Origin of the sequence: Paenibacillus alginolyticus DSM 5050 = NBRC 15375, from assembly GCF_000422905.1 — a bacterium.
Taxonomy (GTDB): domain Bacteria; phylum Bacillota; class Bacilli; order Paenibacillales; family NBRC-103111; genus Paenibacillus_E; species Paenibacillus_E alginolyticus.
In genome coordinates this window covers 52065-66350 of the sequence record NZ_AUGY01000004.1, presented here as the reverse complement: position 1 = coordinate 66350, position 14286 = coordinate 52065, and the positions used below count along the sequence as shown (strand labels likewise).

At 48.4% G+C, this 14286-nt stretch carries 13 protein-coding genes and 1 pseudogene; 1 reads left to right on the top strand and 13 read right to left on the bottom strand.

The features are described 5' to 3' along the window. Window positions 1–7: 7 nt before the first annotated feature. The 7 genes from G519_RS0102310 to G519_RS0102280 are packed head-to-tail and all read right to left on the bottom strand — an operon-like array spanning window position 8 to window position 5627. Window positions 8–979: an ABC transporter permease gene (locus G519_RS0102310; protein ID WP_084159980.1), complete on the bottom strand. Its 972-nt coding sequence runs from the start codon at window positions 977–979 to the stop codon at window positions 8–10. Further along, the gene (locus tag G519_RS0102305; protein WP_029193297.1) at window positions 966–1775 is read right to left on the bottom strand and encodes a glucosamine-6-phosphate deaminase; all 810 of its coding nucleotides are present in this window, start codon (window positions 1773–1775) and stop codon (window positions 966–968) included. The genes G519_RS0102310 and G519_RS0102305 overlap by 14 nt, the downstream gene beginning before the upstream one ends. A 33-nt stretch (window positions 1776–1808) precedes the next feature. After that, a complete protein-coding gene (locus G519_RS0102300; RefSeq protein WP_029193296.1) occupies window positions 1809–2516 on the bottom strand; it encodes a sugar phosphate isomerase/epimerase family protein in 708 nt (235 codons plus the stop codon). Between the two features lie 12 nt (window positions 2517–2528). Further along, the gene (locus G519_RS49850) at window positions 2529–2681 is read right to left on the bottom strand and encodes a hypothetical protein (protein WP_154669528.1); all 153 of its coding nucleotides are present in this window, start codon (window positions 2679–2681) and stop codon (window positions 2529–2531) included. Further along, a complete protein-coding gene (locus G519_RS0102290) occupies window positions 2678–3583 on the bottom strand; it encodes a Gfo/Idh/MocA family oxidoreductase (RefSeq protein WP_029193295.1) in 906 nt (301 codons plus the stop codon). The genes G519_RS49850 and G519_RS0102290 overlap by 4 nt, the downstream gene beginning before the upstream one ends. Window positions 3584–3600: 17 nt before the next feature. Continuing rightward, on the bottom strand, window positions 3601–4629 hold the full coding sequence (locus G519_RS0102285) for a Gfo/Idh/MocA family protein (RefSeq protein ID WP_036631853.1): 1029 nt from the start codon (window positions 4627–4629) through the stop codon (window positions 3601–3603). Between the two features lie 26 nt (window positions 4630–4655). Next, window positions 4656–5627: a Gfo/Idh/MocA family protein gene (locus G519_RS0102280; protein WP_029193293.1), complete on the bottom strand. Its 972-nt coding sequence runs from the start codon at window positions 5625–5627 to the stop codon at window positions 4656–4658. Window positions 5628–5866: 239 nt separating this feature from the next. On the opposite strand from G519_RS0102280, the gene G519_RS0102275 reads away from it, so the two are divergent. Then, window positions 5867–8101 (top strand): helix-turn-helix domain-containing protein, encoded by a 2235-nt coding sequence (locus tag G519_RS0102275; protein ID WP_029193292.1) that lies wholly within the window; start codon window positions 5867–5869, stop codon window positions 8099–8101. A gap of 148 nt (window positions 8102–8249) precedes the next feature. Here G519_RS0102275 and G519_RS41415 read toward each other — a convergent pair whose 3' ends face one another. The 6 genes and pseudogenes from G519_RS41415 to G519_RS0102250 all read right to left on the bottom strand — a co-directional run bounded on the left by G519_RS41415 (window position 8250) and on the right by G519_RS0102250 (window position 14245). Continuing rightward, window positions 8250–8615, bottom strand: a complete 366-nt coding sequence (locus tag G519_RS41415) for an ATP-binding cassette domain-containing protein (protein WP_029193291.1) — start codon at window positions 8613–8615, stop codon at window positions 8250–8252. Then, window positions 8587–8756 (bottom strand): annotated as a pseudogene (locus tag G519_RS49845) (sigma factor-like helix-turn-helix DNA-binding protein); the annotation flags it as partial. The pseudogene G519_RS49845 and the gene G519_RS41415, both read right to left, overlap by 29 nt. A gap of 192 nt (window positions 8757–8948) precedes the next feature. Further along, complete coding sequence (locus G519_RS0102265; RefSeq protein ID WP_029193290.1) at window positions 8949–11024, bottom strand: beta-galactosidase; 2076 nt, start codon at window positions 11022–11024, stop codon at window positions 8949–8951. A gap of 30 nt (window positions 11025–11054) precedes the next feature. Further along, the gene (locus tag G519_RS0102260; protein WP_036631850.1) at window positions 11055–11873 is read right to left on the bottom strand and encodes a carbohydrate ABC transporter permease; all 819 of its coding nucleotides are present in this window, start codon (window positions 11871–11873) and stop codon (window positions 11055–11057) included. Then, window positions 11870–12784: a carbohydrate ABC transporter permease gene (locus tag G519_RS0102255; RefSeq protein ID WP_029193288.1), complete on the bottom strand. Its 915-nt coding sequence runs from the start codon at window positions 12782–12784 to the stop codon at window positions 11870–11872. Before G519_RS0102255 ends, G519_RS0102260 begins: the two co-directional genes overlap by 4 nt. Window positions 12785–12868: 84 nt before the next feature. Then, entirely contained in the window at window positions 12869–14245 is a 1377-nt protein-coding gene (locus G519_RS0102250; protein ID WP_036631847.1) for an ABC transporter substrate-binding protein, read from the bottom strand. Window positions 14246–14286: the final 41 nt, after the last annotated feature.

Genomic DNA, 14286 nt, shown 5'->3' with positions numbered 1-14286 from the left:
CTCCTTTTTACCATAAACTCGTTTCGCTGACCTTGCGTCCGATATAGTTTGCTGTGTAAATGAAGATTAGGCTGATGATACCGGTAAACAAATCAACAGCGGTGCCGTAGCTGTAATTGCCGAGCGTAAGCCCCATCCGGTATACGAAGGTGCTGAAAATATCACCAGTGTCATAGGTCGCCGGATTCATCAACAGGAACACTTTTTCGAAGCCGATGTCGATGATGTGACCGGTACTCAGAATCAGCATGATCACCATCGCCGGCATAATGCCTGGTATCGTTACATTCCAAAGCTGCTTCCAGCGACTCGCTCCGTCAATGGCCGCCGCCTCATACAGCTGCGGGTCGATGCCCGTAAGCGCCGCCAGATAGATGATCGAGCCCCAACCGGCGTGCTGCCAGATGTCTGCAAGCACATAAATCGGCCGAAACCAATCTGGCTGAACAAGGAGGTTGATAGGCTGCCAGCCGAGCAGCTTGACGAAGTGGGCAACGATACCTGTCGTAGGGGACAAGAACATGACAACCATCCCGATGACGACGACATTGGAGATAAAATGCGGGAGGTAGCTAACGGTCTGAACAAATCGTTTAAAGAACAGGTTTTTGACTTCATTGAGGCAGAGCGCAAGGATGATCGGCACTGGGAAGCCGAAAAGTAGATTGGATACGCCAAGCAGGAATGTATTGCGGAAAAGCTTCAGGAAATCTGGGCTTTCGAAGAACATCTTGTAATACTTGAGGCCGACCCAATTACTTTCCCATACGCCCTTGAATAGGTTGTAATCCTTGAAAGAGATGACCAGGCCGAACATGGGCAAGTACTTGAACAGCACATAATAGATGAAACAAGGCAGGAATAGGATTAGCAAGTACTTGCTGCGATTCAACTGCTTGAGGAAGGCAGACCGCTTGTTCGACGGCACACTTAGAGGCACTTCCACTTCAGGTTCAATGGAAACGTTAACCGACTCCATGCTCATCCCCTCTTTCGTCTGGCACCTCCCAATAGGAGTCCGTATCAACATATAGTGTACACGACGGATGAAAACGTAGGATCGAGGCCGGGCAAGCTGTCGTTACGGGATCGTTCAGTGTTCTGCGCACAGCCTCGCGCTTGGTCGGTCCGGGCACCATGCAGAAAAGGTGTTTGCCGGCAGTGAGCGCTGGAATCGTCAGCGTTAGCGCGTGGGTAGGAACGTTCTTCAGCTCAGTGAAGCAGCCGTCATTGACCTGCTGCCTGCGGCAGGCTTCATCGAGCTCCACTGGCTTGACCAAAACCTTGTCATTGAAATCGGCGACAGAAGGATCGTTAAATGCGAAATGCCCGTTCTCACCGATGCCGAGGCATACGATATCGACTGGTTTGGCCTTAAGCAGCGCTTCATACCTGGCGCATTCCGCTTCAATGTCATTGGCGCTGTCGATCCTGTGCACGGCGGCGAACGGCACTTTGGAGAATAATCGCTCCGTCAGAAAGCTGCTGAACGATTGCGGCGCGTCAAGCGGAAGCCCGATGTACTCATCCATATGAAAGGCGGTAATGTGCTGCCATTCGATCCCTTCCTCACGAATGAGTGTTTCTAGAAATTCATTCTGTGAAGGAGCCGCTGCGAACACCATGACCAGGTCTGCTTGTTCTTCAAGCAGCTTCTTGATGGCTGCCGCCGTATGCGATGCAGCCGCTGCTCCCAGCGACTGGCGATTGGAATAAACTTGAACTTCCAAATCATTCACAACCTTTGATAAAACCGGCTGATCCTGCAGCTTCATTATCTTCTACCTCCTCGATTCAAGTTTCCTAAGCTAAGCACCGAGCTCTCGAAGCAAATCCTTTAGACTGCGTACGCACTGCTCGGATGCTTCCTTACCGCCGTCCGAGAACGATGCGCCCATTGGGCGCTTCAACTGTTCCTCGGTCAATGCTGTGTGAAGCCTATAGTGGGTTTCCACCACGAGATAATCATCATATCCATTATCCAACAGCCTTTGAAAAAGCCCTCTATAGTCGACGCGCCCGCTTCCAATGGCCACCGCCTCAATTCCAGCATCGGTCTTGACCGCATCTTTCAAATGAATATGACGAATGCGGCCCTGCAAATAATTATAGCCGTCCGGAAATGGAAGCTCGCCGTCGGGATTCCACATATCGTTACCTGGATCGTAAAGTGCTTTCACCCAAGGTGAGGCGACCTCATCAACGATGCGTGCGACCTTGCGGGCGTTACTTGCGTAGACGCTGGGATCGAACTCCAGCACAAACGTAATACCCGCCTGCTCAAAATAGGGAGCTATCCGCTTAATCTGCGAGACAATCCTCGGCAGCGCCTCCTCGAACGCAGCTCTTGCCCAGAAACTGAATCCGCGAATGAGCGATACGTTTAATCGCTGTGCAATGGCTATGTACCGCTGCGCGATAGCGATATGGCTTGCCACCTCTTCCTTCTGGTCCAACTCGCATTTGAAAATCGGCGCTGACAAGCCGCATATGGATAGCCCGCTCTGATCGACCATCAACCGAATGCCTTAGATCGCCTCTTCCTCCATTTGATGCAGCAGCCTGTTATCTACGGATCGAAGCTCCAGAGCCTGAAGCCCAAATTGCTGAGCGAATGCGATTGCTTCCCGCAAATCTTGAGACACCTCATCCGTCAAAATCCCTAAGCGAAAACGGCTCATAGCCTCACCGTCATTCCCGTCTCACGGCTCTCATTGGCAGCCTCTAGGAAACGAATGATTTCTATCGTTTCTCCTATTTCAATATCGGGCTTGCCACTCGCAAACATTGCCATTACGCGCTCGAGCAGGCTGGCGTAATAAGGCTTGGCGAAAGCGCTCGTGTTCACGAACTGCGTATTTTTTTCACGATGTATCAATCCGCCAAACGTCTTATTCCCCCGGCGATTGCCGCGAATCGTTCCGACTCGGCCGTCTGCCCACACGCCCACCACCTGATCGTGATCCTCATTCGTCGTTGTTTTCACGTAATGGCAGCCAGTGCCCATCGTGCGGAAAAGCATTTCTGCAGTATGAATGCCATACCAGAAGAAGCCCGGTTGAGTCGGCTGGATGTCCAGCGGCCCGTAATAATCAGCCCCGATCACGGCGCCTTGCTCCTCATCCTGGAGCGCTTCAGTCAGCGCCTCCGAATACCGTAGCGCAGAGCAGCTCATCATTGAGAAGCCGTATTCCTTACCCAGCGTGGCCATATCACGAGCATCCTCCCAACGCACCGCAAATGGCTTATCGACGAACACCGGTTTACGGAAAGGAGCGATAGCCCTGAGCTGCTGCAAATGCACGCGACCGTCCACGGACAGCAGCAGCACTGCATCGCATTGGTCAGCTACCTCCTCCGGGGAGGCGGCGATGCTCACGCTGTAATTGTCTTCAAGTTCCTTCCGGAAGCCAGGCAGACGCGACCAACTCAACTCAAAATCCGGCGAGCCCCCAGGGTAAGCGACGACAATTCGCCCTCCCGGCACATGGTATTCCTGCGTCTTATCATTCAGCAGCTTCGCAAAAGCGGAGACATGCGAAGTATCTAGCCCAATCATGCCAATTTTCAACAACGGTTCCACCTAGAACACTCCTTCCATTAGTTCAAGTGCACTTCTTTGCCCGTTCTCGCTGATTCGTAAATCGCCAAGATCAGATCAACTGATTTTCTCGCTTCCTCACCGTTCACCATGGGTTCCTTGTTTTCCTTCACTGCATGTAAGATATCGTCTACAAAAATATAATGACCGTCCGATAACATATCCTCGGGCTTCGTCGAGCTCACGGTGGAAAGCGCCCCCACCTGCGGCGCCTCTTCGTCGGAGTCTAGCATCTTCCACTGCTTGATGCCGCTGTCGGCTACAATGATCGTCCCCTTCGCTCCATGCAGTTCAAAGCGTGTCTCCTGGTTCGGATAGACCGAAGTCGTACCCTGGATCACACCGAAGGCCCCATTCTTGTACTTCAGGACCGCTACTGCTGTATCCTCAACTTCAATATCGCGAAGGAGAGGCGCCGCATAAGCGAATACGGAATCAACACCGCCCATCAAATATTGGATGACGTCAACGCCGTGCACCCCTTGATTCATCAATGCGCCGCCGCCGTCCCATTGCCATGTACCGCGCCAGCCAGCACTCATGTAATATTCCGGGCTTCTATAATATTTCAGATAGGCGTCACCCAGCACCAGCTTGCCAAGCTTACCGTCTGCAATCGCTTGACGCGCCGCAATGACCGACGGCATCACGCGCCGCTGAAAGACGCAGCCGAGCTTTACGTTGTTCTCGCGGACGGCAGCGATCATCTGCGACATTTTGTCAGAGGTAATGTCCAGAGGCTTCTCACAGAGGATGTTTTTGCCTGCTCGAGCCGCCGCTAGGGCCACTTCAGCATGCATGCCGCTTGGTACACAGACGGAAACAACGTCAATATCGTCCCGCTTGAGCATTTCCTCATACTGGGTATAAACATTGTGTATTCCATACTCGTCTGCCATAGAGCGTGCCTTATCGGTTACTACATCAGATATAGCAACAAGCTCCGCTTCCGGATGATGGGAGATAGCTCTGGCATGAAAAGGCGAGATCACTCCCGCTCCAACGATGGCAAATCGGATTTTCGACATTTCAATCACCTCGTATCAAAATTGGCTTACACAACCTCTTCCTTCCCAGTTGTATGGGAACGGTAAATGCCTTCCAGTACTTCGTTAACCGTTCTGGCATATTCGCCTGAACATTCCAGCGGCCGAGCCCCGTCGATAGCGTCGATGAACTCCTGCAGCTGCAGGATGTAAGGGTTTGCCGATTCAGGTAGCGGCACCTCACGATAGCTGCCGTTATCACTAATCCATATGCCCCTGCCGGTAACGAGCTTCAGCATGCCTTCCGTAAATATCAGATGGGTATCATTTATTGGAACTCCCTTATAGCCGGATTGCACGATCGTAGCTGGAATTCCAGCATCCGTCATCGCGTAGATGCAGCCGCTTCCTTCGACGTCCCCACGGTCCGCGTAATGAGTAAGCTTCGCCCTGACGGTATGAATTCGGCTGTCCAGTAACCACTGGATTTTGTCCACCGAATGCGCGCCTAGATTCGTTATGATACCGCCCCCGGCCTTCTCTTTAGACAGAAACCAATCCGGTCTGGTGTCCATAAAATAATGCTGGTGTCTTGTATCGTTTATCATGATCAGCTTGCCTAGATCACCTCGCTCTATGATTTGCTTGGCCATCTTGTTCTCACGAAAATAATGTTGGGTTAAGCCGACCATCAGTTGAACACAGTTTCTCTCGGCAGCGGCAATCATTTCGTCGCATTCGGCGACGTTAAGCGCCATCGGCTTTTCCATTAAGATATGGCAGCCTACGTCAGCGCAATCGAACGCAGCCTGCTTATGAAGAAAATGCGGCAGTGCAACAATCGCAATATCCGCTCTCTCTTGCTCGAGCATCTTTCTATAGTCGGTGTATGCAACAAGTCCATAACGGCTTGCCGTTTCAAGTGCTCTGGCTTCCTGCACATCGGCGATGGCGATTGCACGCAGACGGTTCATCTGCTCAATTGCTTTTAAATGACTGCCTGCGATTTTCCCTGCCCCAATGATAACTACCCGCAGCATCGTATTCCCCCTCTCACAGGTGTTGGTGCTGTGCCTTGATTGTATACGGCTGTACGCTGGCTGCCTATCCCCGCTATTTCATCTTCTTCACCCTATTTCATAAATCTGCAAAACAGTGAAGGATTCGAAAAAGTGGTAGATGACCACAATTATTTGTTAGATTCCCAAACACCTCGTTATCAGTTATAATTTATTTGTAAATGTTGTAATCAGCTTCATAAAAGGAAGGTGCCTTGTCCATGCTGCTCTCGAATCTCAAGCTCCGAGCAACTGCAAATTCCTTGTTTATCAGGCTGTTCGCCAGCTTCCTCATCGTTGTCGTCATCCTCGTTTCCTTCAATTATTTCTCCTTAACGTTCTCCAAGAATAAAGTTCGGGACGAGATCATCAATTACAACACCTCGAACTTGAAGTCGACAACAGATAACTACGAAAAGGAATTCGAGCTGATTAAGAACCAACTACTCAATTTATATTTTAATGAGAATGTGCAGCTCATGTATTTCAATGGTAGCACCATCAATTATGAGATCGCCGCCAAAACCATGCAGGACATTCGTCAAATTACGATGAACTCGCTTCTGTATTTGGATAACCTGATCCTTTATTACAGAAAACCTTCGCTTGTGCTGGACAAAAACTCCATGACCTCTGACAGAACGTTCTTCAATAAATTTTACTCCAGCAAGGAGTATCCGCTTGCGTTCTGGCAAGCACAATTCCAAAATAGTACGAATTTCCGCGTTTATGCTCCTTCTAATTTTTACGACATTCCCTTTAAAAATGATTACAATTCCTTAGGCCAGGCCTTCCCCGTTTTAGTAAAAAACAATTGGTCCCAAGACTTCTATATGGCTGCTTTTCTCGATATGCAGAAAATGTTCCGAGCCTTTCATTTGTCCATCAACGATAATTTCTTTATTCTAGACGCCGACGGTAAGCAGTTGTTCACCTCATCAACCGATGAGAAGTTAGGAGCGCCGCCGACCTACGACTATTCGAAGGTATACACCAAGAAGGACAACTATTATTATTTTTACTGCAAAGGTGCTGTTTCTGGACTTATTTACGTGAACGTCATTCCCGACGCTTTTATTGCCTCCCAGGTAAAATTAAACGTATCCCTCATCTCTCTGCTGATTGTTACGCTCGGGATCAGTATCATGGCGTCACTGTTGTTCAGCTTCGGCTTCAATCAACCGATTCGTCGGATGGTCGCTTCGTTTAAGCAGTACAACCCGTTAATACCGGTTCAAAGCCGCATTAATGAATTCAATCAACTCGGCAGTCAGATCAAGCTTATCCACGAGGATTTAAGCCGCAAAAATTCACAGCTGCAAAGCTTTGCCTACATGAGCAGCGTTAAGAAAATCCGCAGCAACCTCGAGATGGATTTCATCGACAGGCCGTACGTGATCGTCATCTTTGAATTGACCTATAAGAAACGTAGCCAGGACCAAACAAGAGTCGAGCAAAATTGGTCTTACAACAAGAAAGAATTGATCGATTTCGAATTCAAGAAACAATATCCGGAATCGGTTACCTTCCAGATCGAATCGACCAGGATTCTGAGCTTCGCCTTCATGGAAGAAACCGACTATCCGGCCTTAAAAGACCTGCTCTTCCAAATGAAACAGATCTTTGATTTAAATAAGGAAGAGGTCTATGTGACTATGGCGGTCAGCTCCTTCTACTCTAGTGCTGCGCAGATGACCGAAGCTTATGACGAAGCGCTCCATCTTAGTAAAAGGCGCTGTTTGAACGACGAAACGCAAATTATTGACTGCTATCAGGCACTAGATCTAGTAACAATGTTCCTGACGCAGCAGCAGGAGCACGAATTCGCCATCAATCTGCAGGCCGGCAATGAAACCGAAACACTCCAGATCGTGAACAGGTTCCTGGCTCAAATGAACAAGAGAGCGGTAACGTCTCTTCAGTTCTATCATTTTGCCGATGAAATCATTCATAAAACGCTCAAAACGCTGACCGCATTGCAGGCAGATTACACCCATCTGGGGGATCAAGCTCGACTTCGGGAGCAGATCATCGACTGCCATACCTACGAGCAGCTTGCTTCATACTTAGTCGAGTTCCTTACTTCAGCGTTGGAGCTGGTCAAACGGAAGAAGGAAGAATCTGATCCAATTACCGCTTTCGCGATGGAATATTTAGAAAATAATTACAGCGGCGATATTACACTGGAGCTCGTTGCGGATAAGCTTAATATTTCGAGCGGCTACCTGTCCACTTATTTCAAGGACAAGACCGGGATCAACTTCATCGATTATTTGAACAATCTGCGGATCCGTAAAGCGAAGGAAATGCTGCTCCAACCGGGTTCCCGCATTCAGGATGTAGCCCGCAAGGCGGGTTATCAAAATATGAATTCGTTCAACAGAATGTTTAAGAAGTTTTCCGGTGTCACACCTAGCGAATTCCGCAAGCAAGCGGTGTCGTTCCATATCTCATAGCAAAGCCCCCGCTTGGGCTGCGTCCTCCACCCGTGGACAAATAAATATGGTATGGTATCACCAAAAATGGTGTGTCCGAACGTTCATCTTCGCAAAAAAATAAAACAAACCTGGACTCCTTATTAAGGAGTCCAGGTCTTATATCCGTCTATCCAACTTCATTCAACCGCCCATCCCGAAATCTAACAATCCGCTTCGCCTGCTGCGCAATCAATAAGTCATGCGTAATCAAAACAATTGTCCGACCTTGTGCATTTAATCTCTTTAAAATGTGAAAAACAAAACCAATCTTCTGATTACGAATCTCAGCAAGGCCAGAATCCTTAAGCACGTTTATTCCTTGACCATCCAGGTCATAGATACCTTTATCTGCAACATCCAAACACCTGATGATGTTCATCAGCGTTGATTTGCTGGAACCTGACGGCCCCATGATGGCCACGAACTCTCCCTGATCAATATCTAACGAGACATCATCTAATGCTTTAATCGTTTCCTCGCCCATAAAACTCATGATAAAGCTTCATGAGCGCCCTTTTCTCAATCCGCGACACATACGACCGCGAAATCTCCAGCTCCTTCGAAATCTCCCGCTGCGTCCTCTCTTCCCCGCCAAACTCCAGCCAAACCGCCCAACCACGACCATGTTTTCTTGGAGCCTTTACTTTTATTTTGAGGGTAAGATTGGATGCAATGGTGTCAGTGTTTATTGAGGAAGCCGAATGAAACAAACACCCTATCTCAAAAATCGTATCACACGATTTTCAGATAAGGTGTTTAGATGTCAGGGCAATTTTACCCCAGATACAATGTAAAGGGATTGTGTGGTACTGCATCCATTGAACACCTACTGTGCAACCCCACACTTCTTTTTTATCAGTATCTTCACTCCGTAAGGGGGGAGCTGAACCGACTGATTCAGCATTTCGCCACTCAGCAATTCCTTTGTCTCCTGATTGAGTTGAATCTCCTCCGATTTATTCCCGTAATTCAATAGGAATATATAATCGGTATATTCCGAAGAACGGATGCCGAGCTCGACTTGGGCCGGAAGCACCAACCATTGTTCAACAGGGGATTTCAAACCAAGATAACGAATAAGCTCTTCGACGACCGGTTCACTAAAGGCCGCACCGTAATACCAGGCTTCACCTAAACCGACATTGCGTTTTGTCAAGACAGGCTTGCCTTCATAATATTCTGATGCGTATACCGCAACGATCTCGACGTCCGGATCCTCCACCTTTAAAATATCGTTAAACGCCTCCGTCCTCAATACCGTCGCCTCGGACGAATCTGTCCATTTCAGACGAGCCGCAGGAACCGTTCCTTTGATTAGGGTGAAGTCTTCGACTGTAATCCCGCATAAGCCTGCTGCCGGACCTGGTAAAGGACTCATCAGACAGTGCCCGTGCTTATTTTTATAGCCCGTGCGCGCACCGAAAATGATCTTTCCGCCCTGCTCAGCAAACCCGGTCAGAAGTTCCGCCGTCTCCTTAGTCATGATTGCCGGGTGCGGATAAATCAACGTTTGATAAACTAGCAATTCCTCCACTGTTGAATCGCTGCGCAAATAGAGAACATCCACTGGAATATGCAGATGTTGTAGCTGCTTGAACCATCCGCGCTCACTCATCCCAGTTAAAGGTCCATGCCACTTATCAAACTCGCCGTCCCACAGATTGTCATAGTCGCGTAAGATGGCAACTTCGGCTTGATATTTCGTTCCGGCAATCACTTCACCAATGGCGGCAAGTTCTTGGCCAACCTGTCCCGCTTCTTGGATTCTCCGATTCGGCCTATTATGGTAATCATTAATACCATGCCAATAAATTTCTGTTCCGATGGTTGCGGTACGCCAGCGAAAATAAAGCAGCATGTCCGCGCCGTGCAGAATCGACTGATAAGTCCATAAGCGCATCTGCCCAGGTCGGGGGGAAGCCATCTCCATGCGATTGACCCAGCCACCCGGACCCGACTGCTGTTCCATTACACAGAAATTCGGTGATACGGAACGGGAGCTGCTCAGATTCAGGCTCCATGCCCGGTCCAGCAAAGGATTCTCCTCGGTGCCCGGAAAAATTGTTGAAAATTGCGGATAAGAATCATAGGAGAAAAAGTCCAGCATTTGATCGGTCAGCTCATGGCTGTCCAGATGTCCGAACATGCCATTTGTTGTAATCCAATGATCCGGCGCTTCTTCACGAATAATGTCCGCTTGAAGCTTGGCGAAGGAAATCGTATTATCCGAAATAAATCTCTTTTCATCCAGCGCCTGATGCGGATTCGGGCTTTCGGATACCGTCGGACGCGTCAGATGCACCTGTTCCCATGCCGAATAGGTCTGATTCCAGAAAACGGCACCCCAGGCCTTATTCAACTGGGTTAAACTGCCGTATTTGGCCTTCAACCATTCTCGGAAAGCTTGGTGATCCGCTTCGGCGTAGAACACATTTATCTCACAGTTTAATTCATTATCAATCTGCCAGCCGACGACGGCCGGATGATCTTTGTAATGCTCAGCCATTTTCCGTGTAATACGGGCGCAAAGCTCCCTGTACTTCGGACTGCTGTAGTTATAATGCCGCCGTGCGCCGTGCGTATATATGATTCCCTCTTGGGATACGTTAAGCACTTCCGGATAACGCTGTGTAAGCCAAGCAGGCGGTGTTGCTGTAGGTGTTCCCATGATGACCTGCAAATTGTACTTGTTCGCCAAATCCAATACCCGATCAAAGAAATCAAATCGGAACACGTCTTCCTCCGGCTCAAAAATGGACCATGCAAACTCCGCAACGCGAATGACAGACATATGCAATTCCCGCATTCTGCGGAAATCATCCTCCCATAGGGATTCCTGCCAATGCTCAGGATAATAACAAACGCCTAACTGCAAAGCTTTAAGTTTTATCGATTTGCTCATGACGTTTTGCTCCTTCTTGATCAGTGAATTTTAGCCTTTAACCGAACCGGCGGTTAGACCTCGAATGAAGCTTTTGGAACCGACTGCGAACAGGATCAATACCGGAAACGTGCCGATGGTCAGACCCAAAATTTGTGCGGCCAAATCGGTGCGGTAAGCGGTTCCAAGCGAATTAATCCCTAGAGGTATCGTGAACAACTCAGGCTTGTTAATCATAATGAGCGGCAGTAAATAATTGTTCCATGACCATAGAAACACGAGCAGGGACAAAGTTGTGATCGCCGGAAAAATAAAGGCAAGGACAATCCGGAAAAAAACACCGATATCCGAACAGCCATCCATCCGGGCGCTTTCTAGCACTTCAGTCGGGACTGCGCCCCGCATAAACTGCGTCATCCAAAAAACGCCGAAGGCATTCGCCATCCATGGCAAAATGAGCGGAAGCAGTGTTCCGGAAAGGCCAAGACTGCGCATTTCGATAACAAAGGCGACAAGCCCGAGCTGACCTGGAATCATCATCGTCAACAGGACGCCGGCGAATATTTTTCGCTTATATTTAAACTCATGCTTGGCAAAAGCAAAGCCGGCGAAGGCACTGACAAAAACCGATAACAGTGTGCTGGCGATCGAGACAATCAAGCTGTTTAAGTACACGAGATCAAATCGGCTGTCCGCTACAGTCTTCAAATTTTCAAGCAAATAATTGCCTGGAATCAGGACGATTTTCTGAAATAGATCTTCATTCTGATAGGTACCCATGATCGTCATGATATAAAACGGCAGAAGAGCAAATAAAGAAATAATGGCAATAGCGGTTGTGGCGGCCGTTGTTCGCAAGTAATTGCTCATGATTGCTCCCCCCTTTGAAATCTGGCGCCGATAAATGAAAAGACAGCAATAATCAAACAGAGTCCATATGCGATTGCTGCTCCTAGTCCGTATCGGGTTGTACTGCCGTAAGCGGTATCGTACATATTCCAAACAGTCGTCAGACAGCAACGGTCCGGGCCTCCGATCACTGCTGTACTGGAACCCATACCAGCCCCGCCGAGCAGAAGCATCGGTTCCTCCAATAATTGAAATCCACCGATGATGCCGGTAATGACAATAAATATCGTTATCGGTTTGAGAAGAGGAAGCGTAATCGACCAAAAGGTTTGAAGAAAGGTAGCTCCGTCCACCTCAGCGGCTTCATTCAAATCCTTCGGAATGTTCGCAAGCCCGGCCAAGAAAAAAATCATGGTGTAGCCGAAGCCTTTCCAAGACATCATCAGCACGATGACCATGCGGGCGTAAAATGGATCGCCGAGCCAGTAAATGCCTTCGTCAATTAAACCAAGTTGAAGAAGCAGCTTATTCACAAATCCGGCTTGCCAGTCGAATAGCAGATTGAACATCAAGCCTACCGCAACAGGCGTGACAATGTACGGCAAAAAATTGACCAATTGAAAGAAGCCCTTCCACTTGACCCATCGGCTGTACAGCAGCGTAGCTATGCCTAAGCCGAAAATAATTTGCAGCGGCAGTGTCAAGACGACGAACAGCATCGTATTGCCGACCGACTTAAAGAAGTAGGAATCAGGATTAAACAGAAACTTATAGTTTTCCAGGCCGACGAACGTTTTGCCACTGATTCCGTCCCAGCTCGTCAAGCTAATATAAAGCGAGAATAGAATCGGAATGAATCCGAATGCAATATATAAGATCAGGTAAGGTGATAGAAAAAAATAGGGCACCCACCTTCTTTTTACGCTATTCATCACGCACACCCCCAGTTTAGAGTTGCTGTTTAATCGAAGAACGGCCATTGAAGCCTGCCGTTCTTCGATCTTTCTCTTCAGTTGTTACATCGTAATGTTCGGTGCTTTTGCTTTCAGCTCTTTTTTAATTTTGTCCATCGCCTGATCTACGCCAAACGAATTATCCTTGGCAAGAGTTTGCAAGATAATGTTCATCACGTCGTTAAGCACTAAGTCGTTCACATTTTCGGATACATCTTTTGTTTTAGCGGAGATGTCGACAAAGAATTTTTTACCGATATCCTGACTGCCGAAGCTCGGCCAGGTCCAATTCGTAAATGTCGGGTCATCATAGGCCTTCTTATAGTGAGTAAAGACACCGTCCTTATGCTGTGAGGCGGCTCCCTCTTGCGTCATGGATGTGAATTCAATCCATTTCCAGGCGAGCTTCGCATTTTTCGCTCCTTTAGGAATGCCGTGCGAAGAACCTCCGGCAATATAACCGCCGCCTGGAGCGACCATTAATCCCCATCGTCCTTCTTTTTTATCATTCGGCGAAATCACATATTGCGGTCCCCATACAGGTGCCATAGCAAATATGTATTTCTCCTGGCCGAACGTTGCGTTCCAAGCAGGGGTCCATTGATCCAGCTTATCCACTGTGCCGGAATCGCGGAATTGAACGAGACTCGTAACAACTTGCTGAACAACATTAGTATTCAGTTTGTCGCCGTCAAAGTAGGAGTTAGGCCGCTGACCTTTGATGAATGTATAGACATCCCCTAGACCAGGGAACATTTTGACCTTCCCGCCGCTTTTCTTGACGATTTCCTTTCCCTTTTCAATGAAGGTATTCCAATCGGGAAGCATCGCTTCCAGCTGCTCCGGATTGTCAGTTCCCAGATATTCTTTCGCCAGCGGTTTGATATAAGCCATCCCGGCTACGCTCATATCGTCAGGGATCGCAATTAGATGCCCGTCTTTGGAAAAGGTGGGTATATCGTAGTCAAAGAGGATTGATTTATCCGCGTTATACGGTGCCGCCTCCAAATTCTCTATAACGTTCATGTCAAAAATCTTTGCTTTTTGACCGCGCTCGATCCGGATCACATCGGGCAGTTCTCCTCCTGAGGCGATCGTCGTCTGCAATTTTTTCGTAACATCTGCTGCAGCGACATTAACGCGCTTCATCTTAATGTTCGGATATTTTTTATTGAATTCTGCCAATGCATCCGGATGCTCAGGCTCCCAGGTCCATAACACGAACTCACCCTTTAAATCCTCATTGCCTTTCGCGTTTGCATCTGTACCGCCGGCATCTTTTGTTACACTGCTGCTCGTTTCTTTTGCTGCTGCAGCGGAAGTATCTTTTGCAGCAGGCTTGGCCGCAGTGCCTCCGCTGCTGCATGCTGCCAATGAACCAACCAGTACAATCGCCGACATGGTTGCGCCAAATTGCTTGATCCAATTTTTCCTTATCATTGAATGAGCCTCCCTTTAAGTGCAACTCTTGTATTCGCTTT

Coding starts and splice junctions, on each gene's coding strand:
- G519_RS0102310 (WP_084159980.1), bottom strand. CDS start 979: ATGGAGTCGGTTAACGTTTCCATTGAACCTGAAGTGGAAGTGCCTCTA.
- G519_RS0102305 (WP_029193297.1), bottom strand. CDS start 1,775: ATGAAGCTGCAGGATCAGCCGGTTTTATCAAAGGTTGTGAATGATTTG.
- G519_RS0102300 (WP_029193296.1), bottom strand. CDS start 2,516: ATGGTCGATCAGAGCGGGCTATCCATATGCGGCTTGTCAGCGCCGATT.
- G519_RS49850 (WP_154669528.1), bottom strand. CDS start 2,681: ATGAGCCGTTTTCGCTTAGGGATTTTGACGGATGAGGTGTCTCAAGAT.
- G519_RS0102285 (WP_036631853.1), bottom strand. CDS start 4,629: ATGTCGAAAATCCGATTTGCCATCGTTGGAGCGGGAGTGATCTCGCCT.
- G519_RS0102280 (WP_029193293.1), bottom strand. CDS start 5,627: ATGCTGCGGGTAGTTATCATTGGGGCAGGGAAAATCGCAGGCAGTCAT.
- G519_RS0102275 (WP_029193292.1), top strand. CDS start 5,867: ATGCTGCTCTCGAATCTCAAGCTCCGAGCAACTGCAAATTCCTTGTTT.
- G519_RS41415 (WP_029193291.1), bottom strand. CDS start 8,615: ATGAGTTTTATGGGCGAGGAAACGATTAAAGCATTAGATGATGTCTCG.
- G519_RS0102265 (WP_029193290.1), bottom strand. CDS start 11,024: ATGAGCAAATCGATAAAACTTAAAGCTTTGCAGTTAGGCGTTTGTTAT.
- G519_RS0102260 (WP_036631850.1), bottom strand. CDS start 11,873: ATGAGCAATTACTTGCGAACAACGGCCGCCACAACCGCTATTGCCATT.
- G519_RS0102255 (WP_029193288.1), bottom strand. CDS start 12,784: ATGAATAGCGTAAAAAGAAGGTGGGTGCCCTATTTTTTTCTATCACCT.
- G519_RS0102250 (WP_036631847.1), bottom strand. CDS start 14,245: ATGATAAGGAAAAATTGGATCAAGCAATTTGGCGCAACCATGTCGGCG.